This window comes from Natronincola ferrireducens (assembly GCF_900100845.1).
GTDB lineage: Bacteria > Bacillota > Clostridia > Peptostreptococcales > Natronincolaceae > Natronincola_B > Natronincola_B ferrireducens.
Genome location: NZ_FNFP01000001.1, coordinates 963,992 through 977,377, shown reverse-complemented (window position 1 = coordinate 977,377; position 13,386 = coordinate 963,992). Strand labels below are relative to the sequence as shown.

Here is a 13,386-nt window from a genome sequence, read left to right as displayed (position 1 = left end):
TTTACCATCCTCCTCCCTTTGTTTTCTTCAATAAAAACACGTAGAATGGTCCTCCCACCAATGCTGTTAAAATACTTAAGGGGAGCTCACTTCCAGTAATTGCTCTTCCAATATTATCGATCACAATTAGAAAGCAAGCTCCTAGGGAGAAACTAGCAGGGATTAATAGCTTATTGTCATTTCCAATTAGCATTCTTCCAATATGGGGAATTACAAGGCCTATCCAACCTATAATGCCACTTACACTGACAGCCCCAGCAGTAGCTAGGGTGGTGCAAGCTATGACGATTCCTTTGCTTAGCTTTACATTAATGCCTAAGGCTTGAGCCTCTCTATCTCCCATGGAAAGAACATTGATTCTCCATCTAATAAGGATTAAACCAGTAATGCCAACTAGCATAGGTAAAATTGCTCTTGAGATATCATGATAGCTTGCTGTGGCCAAACTCCCCATCAGCCAAAAAACAATAGTAGGCAATTGGTTATATGGATCAGCCACATACTTTATAAGCGACACCAGAGAAGAAAAAACAGATGAAACAATAACACCCCCCAAAACCAGCATAATGGTTGGCGTTGTGTTATATATCCTACCTATTAAATAGCTCAAAAACACTGCTAGAATACCGAATATAAAGGATAAAATATATATCATAAGGACATTATTAAAAAGGATTATTGCTAAAGCTGCACCAAATCCAGCACCAGAGCTCACCCCTAAAATCCCTGAGTCTACTAAAGGATTGCGAAACAGCCCTTGAAAGGCTGCCCCACTAATACCAAGGCATCCCCCTACCAGTGCCCCTAACAAGGCCCGTGGTAATCTTATGTCCCAAATAATTGTTTCGTAAATATCTGGATAATAGGAACTATTATTCATTACTCTACTACCCAAAACCCTTACAATCGTGGCAAAAGATAATGGATATCTGCCAATAAATAATGATAGAAAAATACAGATCAGCGGTGCTAAAATAAGTCCTACATATATAGCATTTCTTTTTTTCATCATAGAAAGTCTCCCTTGTTCCTTACATATACTGTTGGAATAAGTTTTGGTATTAGAAATCTGGACAATAGCTTGATATTAATTTAGATTCCAATAAAATCTCAAATGATCAAGTATTGTCTTTAAGAAATGTGTCCTAAAAAATTTACTACAGAACCTTTGTCCTGTAGTAAATTTTAAATTGTCTTTCCACCTGAAATTTAATCACTAATAACTATTTTCGCCACCTGCTTAATCCACCAATTGCTTCCTTTGCCATCCACAGCAAATTCAATAGGTTCAGCATCTTTACCATCTACTTTGATGGCTAAAATGGCACCATCACCCTCTAGCATTTCTGGGACATATTCTCTTGAGTAACCATCTACTGCTTCTACTGTCGCCATTCCATAGCCCTCTACACCGATATGCTCTAATAACTGATCGAATGTAACACCTGTAAGCTGTTTTTCTTCCATTTCTTCCTTATTCTTTCTTTCAGCAACATAGTCTGATAACCCGATTGTTTCCATATCTAGATTCGTAAAGGCCACATCTTTACCATCCGCCAATTGAATTTCAATTGTCCATTCAATCTCCTGGCCTTGGGTCTCTTCTGCCTGCCTACAGGCTGTTAATATCAGCATCATTACCATTAAAAACACCATTACTTTACTTTTTCTCATTTTTATTCCCCCTATATTTAATATTATATTGAATATAAAATCTCTAGTAATACTAGAGGCAATTCAAATCTTTGTTTATAAAGACTTTACGTCTCTTATTAATAGCATCTATTTCTTTTCCAACCTCTCCCATCAATTTCTTTTCATCGAGATCGAATCTTTTTATAGCCTCAGTTAATAATTCTTCTACCAGATGCATTTTCCATGGGGTCCAAACAGGATCATAGGTCAAAATAAATGCACATAATCTCCCCATGTCCTCTTCAACTTCACCTTCACAGCAATTTTCAAAATCTACTCCCACCAAATGATCTTTCATAATAAAGTTTCTTAGGTGAATATCCTTTAGGATGAAGTTTTTACCAGTAACTTCTCTTGTATAAAAATAGAAACCCTCAAGCCAATTAAGTAATTGGTTTGTTAGATAGTTTTTAACTTGGCATTGATAGTGTTGTAGGTGGCTACTGTTGTTTTCAGCTGCTTCTAGTAGCTCTAATAGGGTAGTTCCTTCTATGTACTCTAGAATGACCCAATTATTTTCAACACGATATATTTTAGGAACCGCCACTCCCCTCTGGTAAAGCTCTGTTAGAAAATATATTTCATTTTCCATATTAGTAAGGGATTGGAGGTACTTTTTTACAACAAGTATCTTGCTATAATTCATGTTTTCTTCAAAACATTTAACTTTATATACTTCATTCTTTTTACTATAGAATTTTCCCTCAACAGTGTATCTTTCTGTGTTTGTGTTTTTTTGAAATTCTTCATGGGGAAACATTATTTTTCACCTATCTTGACAGTAATCTTATGTCCTTTCTTATAACCCTCCAGTTCCTTCACCACAGCTGTTACAGCATTGTAGAGTATATTTTGAACAAATGGAACCATGGGTATTGTCTTATCATCAATTAGAAGCTCAATTGCTTCTTGAGAGATAATACAGTCTTCACGCTTTGCTTCTCCCTTTAGAATCTTAATTCCCAGCTCTATACAGTCATACCCACAGGCTCCACAGCACTCCTTAGGAAACTCTGGAAGCTTTTCATAGACCTTTTCTTCTATTAAATCAACTAGCTTTGTTACTTCATCTATGGTGCTGATAACGGGTATACCTTTATACTCCTGAATTTCATTTACAATTCTCCCGGATATGGCAAATACCCTCCCATCCAGCCTTTCTTCAATCTCCTCTATAGTATGGGCAGTAATAATTTTAGGGACATTACTATCGGTTACACCTTCTAACACTACATAATCCTGATGATAAAACCTTAAGATTTCTTCAATAGAAATCCTTGTAGGAAATAAAACATCCGTCTCATAATAACCCCTTGCTGTTACCAATTCAGACCCCGCCCTACGATGTCTATCTGTATTACTTCCCTTTTCATCAATAGCAAAAGCTTCAAAGTGAATCTCCTTGACGCTGCCTACAGAATATCTTCTTTTTTTTAATTCCCTAATAATATTTTCAATTGTTGTTGTCTTGCCTGATTGTGTAATACCGCATACAGTAAAAACCTTCATAATTGTCCTCCTTATTACTTCATTATCAAATAGGCTTTGATTGTACAAATGGCAGCTAACCAAGATATGGCCATTATGCTGTAATCTAAAGTAGACGTTTTTAGCACCTTAAAACTTGTACGACTGGGATAAGCTGCAAATCCTCTAGTTTCCATGGCTGTTGAAAGCTTTCTAGCCTTCATAAGGGTACTGGCCACTACTGGCATGAAAATGTAGGAGTATATTCTAATTTTTTTCCCCATAGGAATCCCCTCAAGTTCAACACCTCTTAACTGTATAGCTGTTACTGTATCTTTTATTTCTTCAACCAATAATGGTAGGAATCGAATTGCAATTGAGACCATAAAAGCTATTTCATAAGGAACCCTCCATTGAACTAACCCTTGGATAATTTCTCGAGGATTTGATGTGGCTACAATGGTGGCAGAAATTATAATGATAGCCATTCTTAATGCCAATTCAACTCCTTTAATGATACCCTCCCTAGTTAGGAAGGCGATGCCACCTATAGCAATGATGGATACTTCCCCTTTTGTAAATATGCTTTGAATAAAAATGATAGCAACAAATACTCCTAGAAGCCGTTTCATCTTTTTCACAACAGTTAATGGATTGCTGCCGACTCCAAGGGAGATCATAATGGTTATCAGTAATATGCCTGTTAAAAAATTTATATTTCTTATAAATACTGCCAAGCTGGATATCCATAAGACCATTGTCAGCTTTGTTCTAGGATCTAGCTTTTTTTCTTGTATCTGCAAGCACTTTCCCTCCCACTATTTCTATTATTCTAGTTGCATGCTGATGGATAAAATCCTCATCATGACTGATGATGGTTATGCCAATTGATTTTTTATGCAACTCTTCAAGTATATTAGAAAGTATTTTTCTGCGTTCTGGGTCTAGGCCTGTTGTAGGTTCATCCAAAATGACAAAAGATGGGTCATTCATAAAAACACCAGCAAGTGCTAAGCGCTGCTTTTCTCCTTGACTTAATGTAAAGGGAAACGCACCCCTTAAATGACTTAAGTGAAAGGTTTCCATCATTTCCTCTGCTTTTTTCTCAGCCTTTTGCTTATCTATCCCCTTTAACCCTAAGGGAAAGGTTAAATCCTCTTCTACTGTAGGAGCAAAAATTTGGCGCTCAGGATTCTGAAACAAATAACCTATTTTCTGTCCAATACCCCCTAACTTCATATCTCTGCTGTCTACACCATCAATCATTACCCTACCTTTTGAAGGCTTTAAGATTCCGGCCATTAACTTTCCTATGGTGGTTTTTCCTCCTCCATTTGGACCTATAATGGCAGTAAAATCCTGTTGAAACATTTGGAGAGAGGTATTTTTAATGATGTCTTTATTTTTTTCATAACCAAATTCCACATTCTCTAGCTCTATATAATACAGAATAACCACTCCTTATTCCTATAACCATCCCTCAAACTCTTGAAGTCTTCCTTCCTTCAATACTACTACACGATCAGCTATGTCAAGATTGGTAAAATCATGCTCAACCATAATAATGGTTTTTTTCTCCTTTTTTAAGGTTAGAATTTTATTTTTAATGGCCAGCTTTCCATCTTTGTCCACTTGAGATACAGCCTCATCAAAAACGAAAATATCAGGTTCTAAACTTAGCACTGAAGCTAGGGCAACCAGTTGCTTTTGACCTCCTGATAAATGGTTAGGATTACTAAGCCGATGATTCTCCATCCCCACCACCTTCAAAGCCTCCTCTATTCTACGATCAATTTCCCATCTATCAAGGCATAAATTTTCTGGTCCAAAGGCTACCTCATCCTCCACCGTTGGTGAGAATAACTGGGTATCTGGATCTTGAAATACAATCCCAATCTTTGTAACCATTTCACTCCTTTTCAAATCCTTTATAGGTTGATCAAATAAAAAGACTTCACCTTGGAGATCTCCCCCATAAATATGGGGTATAATACCACTGATGCAATAACATAGGGTGCTTTTACCATTACCACTTAATCCAACAATAGCTACTGTCTCGCCTTGTTTTATCTTGAGATTAACATTCTGTAATATGTATGTATCTCTTCCAGGATAACGGAAGGTAAGATTTCTTATTTCAATGGCCCAGGTCACTGTAGCTCCACCTCTACAACAAACTTAGTCCACCGCTGACTAAAGGGATCATTCCGTATAATGATTTGGTATGGACCACTGCCACCATCTTCTTTCGTTCCCAAAGGTTCTCCATTTCTTTCATAGGCAAGATAAACATTATCCTCCTGCAACACTTCCTCCACCGAAAGAGCAACTGTGTATCCGTCAACTGATCGAACAATTACTTGCCCATTACCTTCTATATCAACTTCCTGTGCTTGAAATATTGTCTTTAATGGTACTCCAGTATATTGGTATTCTATAGGATCTTTACCACTGCTTTTAAGGTTGGCATGAAATGTCTCTTCTCCTAAGTCCTGTATCGATCCTAGGTTCATGATGCCCACCTCTTCACCATCTACTTTTATAGAAATGGTAGCATTTTCAATCATGGAAGCTTTTTCTTTAACCTGATTTTGATTAAGATAGGCGGTTACTGCAATTACTATTACTAAAACAAGGATTGCAATTGTTACTATCTTTTTCATGATTTATTCCCTCCCTCTATAACTAAATAAGGCACAAGCATGTCCTCTACCTGGAAGTTTCCGTGATATCCTCCTTCATCGGTAGAATGCATGCCATGGTCAGAGGTGATGATTACTTTTCCCTCCCATGCTTTTACCAATTCCTCTACATATTGATCAATCATTTTAATCGTTGCCATTGTTCTTTCATCAAAATCTCCATAGCTATGACCATAAATATCAATGGCTTTAAAATGTATAAGGATTAAGTCATAGCCTTTCTCTATTTCCTCTAGCGCCTTTTCATAAATCTCATCGTCAGCAATGTCATTGTTGTTTTTATCCATATTTAATATTGGTTGTATTTCTGTATCCAACACATTAATAGGCCCTTGAATTAGTGCTGCCTTTTTATTTAACTCCAGTGCCCAGCTAAAAATACTTGGCACCTTCAGCTCCCTTTGATTTCTAGAATAGATACCATTTATAAATGGGGGTTCTCCTGTAATCATGGCAGCAAAGCCTGCATTGGTTACAGGTCTATATACTGTCGAAGCTTTTTCAGCCCTTTCTAAGGAATTTAAGAAGGGAGCATATCCCTTGTTCATTGCTTGAAGGTATTGATGATATCCAAATCCATCTAGAAACAAAATCATCACTTTTTCATCCTGTTTCATAAAATGTAATGTATCATAATAGGTATCCATGATACTAACAGCAGGGGGATTGATGAAAACACCCTTTACTTCCTTTATGGTTTTTTTATTGTGTGTATCTATATAATCAATTCTATTGTCTTTTAGTTCAAAATAGCCCCTGCCATCTATGTAGCGGTAGTCTCCATCATTACTTACAGCTAAAAGAAGTTTGTTCTGGGGAATATCGAGTAAATCTTGAAATCTAATGATTTTTTTTGTAGTATAAACGCTGGTATTATAAGTCCTGCCATTTTCCTCTACTGAGGACTTACCTTCAAAGTGGGGATAATGATTTAGTTCTTTTATGTACATTTGGCCTGGCGTCATATTAAGAATATTTTCTGTCACACTTATAATGTTAACCCCATCTTTCCAATTGTTTTCTTTAGAAATTACTACGATCTCTTTTAATTTTTTAATATTACTGCTAATAGGGTGGTTTTCATTGACAAGCTCCCATCCATATTCATAAGAGTACGTGATATGGCACCCCTCCATCCTATCTCCATCAATTTTCGCCATTAGTCCATCCCTACCTACAAATAAAATCTCATACTCCTCTACAATGGGATATGCAGACTTGATGACTTCCTCAAGAGAGAAAAACTTCATTACGCTATCCTTATGCTCCATCTCTGTCGTGGCAAACTGACTAAGTTCTTTAACCTCAATAACCTCTTTTACGTCCCCTATAACTTTGAAACTTGTTAAATGCATAGCATCTATCTCATGGACCTGTGAATTTGCCGCCAAGCCTGTTTTTGCCACTGTAAAACCTAATAAACTACCTATAAACAATAATACTATTGCTAATAGAAGATTTTTATATTTCATTTTGTCACCCCTTTATGTTCCATGATTGATGATATGTAGATTTCTAAATTGTTTAATAATACTATAAGCTATCAATCCTCCCAGGCCTCCTGACAAAGCAGCACTACTTAAGCTTAATATTAGAGGTATCAAGGGTAATTGAAAAAAAACAACATTGACGAGAAAAGTTCCACTCATATTGGCTGCAATGCCAGCCAAAAAGCAACAGCCTATACAACAACCCCTATGCCTTGTTAATAGAAGAGCCATATCAACAGCAATTCCTGGTAATAAATAAGTGATCAAGCTTAAAATTCCGTGGGTACCAAAAACCCCTATAGAAATTACCATGATTGCTTGAACTAAGGCTATCAGGGTAGCAGTACCCCTTTTTCCCACAAGACCTACCCCTAGAACAATCCATAGCATATAAAACCCACCAGCAATCACACCCCCAGGAATATATAGGGGCCCTGTGATAATATGGGCTAAGGGAACTACCACTGGTTTAATAGCAATTCCCAGAGAAGCCATCATGGCTATTACCACCAAATCAAATACAGAAAATCTCTTTAGAAATCTTTGTTTAGCCATTTATCTCCCCCCGATTATCCTTATACTGTTGTTAACTAAGCTCCGATGATTATTTTTTATCTTAATCCATTACCTCTATAGCTAATAACCCTTTTATGTTGAGATTTTTAGGTAGGTCTTCAAAGGAAGTCCTTAGCTCTCCCTCTTTTCCTAAATAGACAATCCCCTTCTCCAGTTCCTCTATCCCTACTTCCACACTGTATCCATCAACAGCTGTCAGCTTATAAGTCTGTCCTTCTCTTAAACCAACTTCATCAATAATGTCCTTTAGCATAATCCCCTCTTTATCTTCTAACTTTTTAACTTGAAACAACTCTTGGCCTTTGCTATAGGTAAAAAAAACGCTGTTGCCTTGAGAAAACCATAAAATGTCCTTCACGTACATTCCCTTAGGGATATCTGGTGATAAAAACATAGGTGCATCCGTACCAGTTACTTTTATGTAACCACTTTGGAAAATCTCATTTGTTTCATTTTTTTCCAATCCATCAACAGCTTTTATGTATACAGTTTTCTCTTCCTTTTCATCACCAAATTCTCTAATAAGGTCTGTAGGTCTAATGGCTTGATCTACACTATCATAATAGGTGTAATCCTCTTGAGGTAGGGTACTTATGGCAGCTTCTAAAAAAATAACAGTGTTTACAGTTGCGTCTTCTGTTTCCTCTAATACTTCGATTCTTGTTAGGTTGCGAACCCAATACATAGCCCTTTCCTGTGGAACAATTACTCTAATAGGTCTACTTTTCTGATCTAATGGCTCTCCATCTACCTCATAAGCCAGGACTATTTCCCGATGACCTACAACCTCCTTAGGAACCTCCATAGAATATCCATCACCAGCAATCAACCGAAGACCTTTTAGATCTTTTTGAGAGTGTCCTAAATCCTGTAACACATCCTCCAGTAAGCTTCCTGTTACAGCAAACCTGTTTTCAGTACCGCTGGAATTCACTGAAACTACTTCTCTTGTTATCGTTTCGTAGTTCTTTAGGCTTTCAACTGTGATCTCTATTTCCTTCTCTTCTAGACCTGCAAGCACAATTTTCTCATCGATTGTCTCTCCACCCGTAGATATTACCGCCTCTTCTTGTGAAGTAGTTGAACATCCTGACAGTGTTAACCCAATTATTAGAATAAGAAGTATTGCTATACGATGTATTTTCATCTTTTAAATTCCTCCTTTTTTATTCTTAAGTAATTTTCCATAGCATCATTTACAGCATTGATAACGGCTTCACTTGTGATGGTGGCTCCTGTAACAATAGAAATATCCTCAGGATTTTTAGCAGTAACCTTTGCTGCAACCAATTGGTACTGAGGGTCTTTTCCAATAAACCTATCTAAAAACCAATCTTCTGTTATGTATCCTCCATAACTATCTGTCTCCTGATGGTCTAAAACTTCAACCTTCAACACCCTATCCTCCTCTACGTCAACTGTTACAAGAAGTTGAATCTTCCCGTTAAATCCCTCCTTTTCTACCCACTGAAGAATTGTTTTTTCACCAAAGATTTTACCAACATAATATACCCCTTGAATATTGGTTGTTGTATGTTTATTCAAAATCCGTACTTCGTTGGTTTCCTCTATATGTGCTTGGACTTCTAAAGGAACTTTGTCTCTACTACCGATAGAGCATCCTAATATAGAGATACCAATGATCATGATTGCAATAATTTTAAAAAGTTTAATGTTCCTCCCCCCTATTTCTCTATGTGATTTTGTTTTTAACCTTCTAATTTATGTATTCATTTAATTATTTCAAATATTATGATATATATTGCTAAAATCTGTGATTTTACGCAAGTCGCTTTCACAGAGGGCCACAAAAAATGACTCCTTTACAAAAGAGTCATTTCGTTAAAAAAGACGCCCTTTTAGGCGTCTAACATCCAATACCATTCCTCTAGAATGTTTTGTATGCACGACTCCTTTCCACAATGGGAGGCATAAAGGTTTCCCTTTATACCCTACAGGCCTATCTCCCATAAAATTTCTTTATTAGGAAGAATAGACTCGGAGTATTTATAAAATTTTGATAATTGATTCATTGCTATAAGTATATATAATTGTAAAATAATTGTCAATAGTTTAACTAATTTAATAATTGTATAGATCTCTTTCTTTAAGTCCTTCTATTTTTTATAATCACCTTAAATACCCTAATGAATGTGAAGTTTTATCAATTCCCATTTTATACAATAATTAAATATTCATCTGTTTTCTAATACTTAATGACTCTACAGTTACACCAAATAAATTGATAACTTTTAAAGGTAAAGTATAGTGTGGTCAAAAAAGTGGTTATATTCCTTATACGCCTACTCAGCTAAAAAGAGCTATATAGAAAAAAATCCTGAAATCATTGAGAAGTTTACAAACGCCATCTATAATATCTACTTTATATTATGAATCAAGCAAAGTGCCACATTTAGAACAAAAACGTTCCTCCTTAGTATAGAATTTTGAATAACAATTAGGACAGTTTTTTTTCTTTCCTTGGTTTTTAGAAGTATGGGCCAGTTCATGGGAGATAATTCCAGTAGGCACAGCCAAAATTCCATATCCGATAATCATTAGCAAGCTGGAAATTAGCTTTCCTATAGGGGTCTGGGGAGAGATGTCCCCATAGCCCACGGTGGAAATCGTAACAATTGCCCAGTACATAGATATAGGAATACTGTCAAATCCGTTTTGGGGTCCTTCAATAACATACATCATTGATCCTACTACCACGATAATGAATAGTATTGTAAAAAGAAAAACGGTAATTTTAGGTCTACTAGCCTTCAATGCCCGTAACAAATGACTAGACTCTTCCATATAACGGCCCATTTTTAGTATGCTAAACAGTCTAAGGAGTCTAAGGCTCCTAACAATGACTAAAAATCGTATTTGTGGCATAAAAAAACCTAAAAACGCAGGTAAAATAGCTAGTAAGTCAATAATACCAAAGAAGCTCAACAGATAAGCACCTTTTCTTTTGACAACAAAAAGCCTTAATATGTACTCAATAGTAAAGATAATAACAAAGAACCACCCCAGTACTACTAGCCACATTCCATAAGTATTTCTAATAACTTCTACACTTTCAGCAATAATTATCATACTATTACTGAGAATTGTAATAATAAGCATGACATCAAAGGCTTTTCCTGCTGGGGTATCTGTTCCAAATATAATTTTATATAGCTTATCTTTTATCTTCTGGTCTATAAGTGACAAATGATTCACCATCCCTTGCTGAGTAGGTTTTTTAATATAAAATATTATGAATTATTGAACATATATAAAATTATACACCCGTTCTATTTATAATTCTATTATAAGTATTATCCTATACGAGATAGCTTAATTTACCTTAAGAAAAGAAATTTTTTTCTGTTGAAGACTGTCCTCTCTATGAATTAATACAGCCAAAACTAAAATCACCGATGGGATACAGTGTCCATCTCAAACAACGGCTTTTCTATCACAAATTATTAATAGAAATCAAAAGTCCTACTTGTATCTTGAATAAAAATGATGTATTACCCGGTTCTTCAATTTAAAGTTCCTTCTTTGATGTATACTAGATCCTCTTGCACTAATATTCGTTGCTTTTCATACTCAAACAGTATTATAATATGTATAGTCAGTATTAAGTCAAAGTCTCCAATTGTTAAGAGGTGGGGTAAATGAGTATTTATATGAAGCAAAAAAAAATAAAACAATTTCTCTCTCTTATGATGGCTTTTTTGCTAGTCTTTTTCTTATGCTTTAATATTGATGGATATTTTACAAATAATAAAGTTTCTTTAGATAACGTATATTTATGTCAAATCCCTGAATCAAGCACAATAATTTTTTATCATTCTGAGGAAAGTAATGATAATAACTTTATAGACATATTGAGTATGAATATATTACGTTTAATACCGATATTGTTTTTGCTTTTATCAGTAAAATCTGCTACTAATTCTTATGAATACTATAATTGGTCACGTTTGTTTTCAAAGCTTCATCAATTACTTATTCCTAGATACCATATGAGCAGTTACAAAGACTCTTATCTACAGGATTAATGGATACTGATAGATTGTAGATAAGGAGGGGTTTTCATGAAACTTGATGAAATAATGGTGTTGTTAGTTTTTATAGGTTTTTGTGTTGGTGGGTACTTTCTAATGAAGAAGGCTGACAAAGAAATTAGAAAACAAACAAGTGGTAATAGCCCAATGAACAAAGATAAACAATAAATAGGATTAAGCTTTTCTTCAAATCTTTAAGTTAAACAAAATAGCTTAGAAGGAAGTTAAAAAAATTCTACAGCCCCATTTTCCTGATACCCATCTAGACATAATCCAGTGTTGACGGAAGAAGGATTAGATAGATTACAGGATGTTATGACAGAGGCTGGCGAACTTAATCAAAGGGTAGATTATAACAAAATCGTCGTGACAAAATTTATAGAAGTAGCTATAGAAAGCACTCAGTAGCGAATCAAAACTACTCCCTTAGGGGGTAGTTTTGATTTTATGGAGAAAGAGCAATTTCGTAATTACTTTTCTCTAGCGGCATAATTAAGTAAAGGAATGCATAGAGAAAAATACTACATCTGAAGGATAACATAAAGGATAGGATAGGATGAGACTAAACCTATACCTATACAATTAATCCATAGGGGAGGTTATCCCTCTATGGATTAATTATCTCCTGTAACACTTCCATCATCATTACATATGTCCTATAGAAATATAGTTTGTCATCTTTCTTTATTCCACTGAAATTCTACATTCTTATTTATTTCTGACTTCACACAGTTCAAAATAACCTTCTAGATTTCTTTGAATCTCTTTCAAGACTTCAACATCATATGGATGAAATTGATTTCTTCCTGCTAAAACTGTATCTCCATCTTGAAAGTTTTGTAGGTAAAATCGTTTGCTTCCTTTTAAATATGTAGCCATCTCTAAAACGTCCTCTTTTGTCAATAATTCCCTACAGATGGTTGTTCTAAACTCGTAATCAATAGGAGCACTTCGAATAATATCTATACTGGACTTTATACTTTCTATATCAACCTTTGTTTGAGTAACAGATTCATATTTATGGAAGGGAGCTTTTATATCCATTGCAACATAATCTATTAACTTTTCATCAATTAGTTTTTTAAGGATTTGTGGGTTAGTCCCATTGGTATCTAGCTTTATAAAAAAGCCCTTATCCTTTACTTTCTTTATAAAATCATATAACTCCTTATATAAAGTGGGTTCTCCCCCGGAAATACATACTGCATCGATAAATTTTTTTCTTTTCTCTAAAAAAGAAAATACTTCCTCTTCAGGAATGACCTCTCCTTCACCCTTTACGATGGAGGCATTATGACAGTATCCACATTTAAAATTACAAAGGGCTACAAAATACATTGTGCAAATTTTCCCTGGATAATCAATAAAGGATGATTTTTCCATTGCTATAATTTTCATTGACTT

16 protein-coding genes and 1 riboswitch are annotated in these 13,386 nt (G+C 35.3%); of the genes, 2 read left to right on the top strand and 14 right to left on the bottom strand.

From position 1 onward, the window contains the following. Position 1: 1 nt before the first annotated feature. The 13 genes from BLS22_RS04450 to BLS22_RS04390 form a co-directional block, all read right to left on the bottom strand. Positions 2-1,012: a FecCD family ABC transporter permease gene (locus tag BLS22_RS04450; RefSeq protein ID WP_244269456.1), complete on the bottom strand. Its 1,011-nt coding sequence runs from the start codon at positions 1,010-1,012 to the stop codon at positions 2-4. Between the two features lie 197 nt (positions 1,013-1,209). Beyond that, positions 1,210-1,674 (bottom strand): hypothetical protein, encoded by a 465-nt coding sequence (locus BLS22_RS04445; RefSeq protein WP_090550892.1) that lies wholly within the window; start codon positions 1,672-1,674, stop codon positions 1,210-1,212. 52 nt (positions 1,675-1,726) lie between these two features. Further along, positions 1,727-2,455 carry an RIO1 family regulatory kinase/ATPase domain-containing protein gene (locus BLS22_RS04440; protein ID WP_090550890.1) on the bottom strand — a complete coding sequence of 243 codons (729 nt, stop codon included), beginning with the start codon at positions 2,453-2,455 and terminating at the stop codon, positions 1,727-1,729. Beyond that, entirely contained in the window at positions 2,455-3,204 is a 750-nt protein-coding gene (locus BLS22_RS04435; protein ID WP_090550887.1) for a molybdopterin-guanine dinucleotide biosynthesis protein MobB, read from the bottom strand. The genes BLS22_RS04440 and BLS22_RS04435 overlap by 1 nt, the downstream gene beginning before the upstream one ends. A gap of 14 nt (positions 3,205-3,218) precedes the next feature. Next, complete coding sequence (locus tag BLS22_RS04430; RefSeq protein ID WP_208974658.1) at positions 3,219-3,965, bottom strand: energy-coupling factor transporter transmembrane component T family protein; 747 nt, start codon at positions 3,963-3,965, stop codon at positions 3,219-3,221. Next, positions 3,934-4,620: an energy-coupling factor ABC transporter ATP-binding protein gene (locus BLS22_RS04425; protein WP_090550885.1), complete on the bottom strand. Its 687-nt coding sequence runs from the start codon at positions 4,618-4,620 to the stop codon at positions 3,934-3,936. The genes BLS22_RS04430 and BLS22_RS04425 overlap by 32 nt, the downstream gene beginning before the upstream one ends. Before the next feature lie 9 nt (positions 4,621-4,629). Then, positions 4,630-5,316 (bottom strand): energy-coupling factor ABC transporter ATP-binding protein, encoded by a 687-nt coding sequence (locus BLS22_RS04420; protein WP_090550882.1) that lies wholly within the window; start codon positions 5,314-5,316, stop codon positions 4,630-4,632. After that, positions 5,313-5,825, bottom strand: coding sequence for a molybdopterin-dependent oxidoreductase (locus BLS22_RS04415; RefSeq protein WP_090550880.1), 513 nt, complete (start codon positions 5,823-5,825; stop codon positions 5,313-5,315). Before BLS22_RS04415 ends, BLS22_RS04420 begins: the two co-directional genes overlap by 4 nt. Continuing rightward, positions 5,822-7,336 carry an alkaline phosphatase family protein gene (locus tag BLS22_RS04410; protein ID WP_090550877.1) on the bottom strand — a complete coding sequence of 505 codons (1,515 nt, stop codon included), beginning with the start codon at positions 7,334-7,336 and terminating at the stop codon, positions 5,822-5,824. The genes BLS22_RS04415 and BLS22_RS04410 overlap by 4 nt, the downstream gene beginning before the upstream one ends. Before the next feature lie 12 nt (positions 7,337-7,348). Further along, positions 7,349-7,909 (bottom strand): ECF transporter S component, encoded by a 561-nt coding sequence (locus BLS22_RS04405; RefSeq protein ID WP_090550874.1) that lies wholly within the window; start codon positions 7,907-7,909, stop codon positions 7,349-7,351. A gap of 61 nt (positions 7,910-7,970) precedes the next feature. After that, positions 7,971-9,077: a molybdopterin-dependent oxidoreductase gene (locus BLS22_RS04400; RefSeq protein WP_090550872.1), complete on the bottom strand. Its 1,107-nt coding sequence runs from the start codon at positions 9,075-9,077 to the stop codon at positions 7,971-7,973. Beyond that, entirely contained in the window at positions 9,074-9,577 is a 504-nt protein-coding gene (locus tag BLS22_RS04395; RefSeq protein WP_090550870.1) for an RnfABCDGE type electron transport complex subunit G, read from the bottom strand. Before BLS22_RS04395 ends, BLS22_RS04400 begins: the two co-directional genes overlap by 4 nt. A 247-nt stretch (positions 9,578-9,824) precedes the next feature. Next, positions 9,825-9,946: riboswitch (molybdenum cofactor riboswitch) on the bottom strand. A gap of 372 nt (positions 9,947-10,318) precedes the next feature. Then, positions 10,319-11,146, bottom strand: a complete 828-nt coding sequence (locus tag BLS22_RS04390) for an ion transporter (RefSeq protein WP_408633648.1) — start codon at positions 11,144-11,146, stop codon at positions 10,319-10,321. Between the two features lie 866 nt (positions 11,147-12,012). On the opposite strand from BLS22_RS04390, the gene BLS22_RS15035 reads away from it, so the two are divergent. Together BLS22_RS15035 and BLS22_RS15480 are read left to right on the top strand one after the other, a co-directional pair. Beyond that, positions 12,013-12,150 (top strand): hypothetical protein, encoded by a 138-nt coding sequence (locus tag BLS22_RS15035; RefSeq protein ID WP_176762052.1) that lies wholly within the window; start codon positions 12,013-12,015, stop codon positions 12,148-12,150. Positions 12,151-12,261: 111 nt separating this feature from the next. Beyond that, positions 12,262-12,390, top strand: a complete 129-nt coding sequence (locus BLS22_RS15480) for a hypothetical protein (protein WP_280139558.1) — start codon at positions 12,262-12,264, stop codon at positions 12,388-12,390. A 300-nt stretch (positions 12,391-12,690) separates the two neighbouring features. Here BLS22_RS15480 and BLS22_RS04380 read toward each other — a convergent pair whose 3' ends face one another. Next, complete coding sequence (locus tag BLS22_RS04380; protein WP_090550862.1) at positions 12,691-13,380, bottom strand: anaerobic ribonucleoside-triphosphate reductase activating protein; 690 nt, start codon at positions 13,378-13,380, stop codon at positions 12,691-12,693. Positions 13,381-13,386 lie beyond the last annotated feature (6 nt).

Coding starts and splice junctions, on each gene's coding strand:
- BLS22_RS04410 (WP_090550877.1), bottom strand. CDS start 7,336: ATGAAATATAAAAATCTTCTATTAGCAATAGTATTATTGTTTATAGGT.
- BLS22_RS04415 (WP_090550880.1), bottom strand. CDS start 5,825: ATGAAAAAGATAGTAACAATTGCAATCCTTGTTTTAGTAATAGTAATT.
- BLS22_RS04380 (WP_090550862.1), bottom strand. CDS start 13,380: ATGAAAATTATAGCAATGGAAAAATCATCCTTTATTGATTATCCAGGG.
- BLS22_RS15035 (WP_176762052.1), top strand. CDS start 12,013: ATGAAACTTGATGAAATAATGGTGTTGTTAGTTTTTATAGGTTTTTGT.
- BLS22_RS04450 (WP_244269456.1), bottom strand. CDS start 1,012: ATGATGAAAAAAAGAAATGCTATATATGTAGGACTTATTTTAGCACCG.
- BLS22_RS04445 (WP_090550892.1), bottom strand. CDS start 1,674: ATGAGAAAAAGTAAAGTAATGGTGTTTTTAATGGTAATGATGCTGATA.
- BLS22_RS04405 (WP_090550874.1), bottom strand. CDS start 7,909: ATGGCTAAACAAAGATTTCTAAAGAGATTTTCTGTATTTGATTTGGTG.
- BLS22_RS04440 (WP_090550890.1), bottom strand. CDS start 2,455: ATGTTTCCCCATGAAGAATTTCAAAAAAACACAAACACAGAAAGATAC.
- BLS22_RS04395 (WP_090550870.1), bottom strand. CDS start 9,577: ATGATCATTGGTATCTCTATATTAGGATGCTCTATCGGTAGTAGAGAC.
- BLS22_RS04435 (WP_090550887.1), bottom strand. CDS start 3,204: ATGAAGGTTTTTACTGTATGCGGTATTACACAATCAGGCAAGACAACA.
- BLS22_RS04400 (WP_090550872.1), bottom strand. CDS start 9,077: ATGAAAATACATCGTATAGCAATACTTCTTATTCTAATAATTGGGTTA.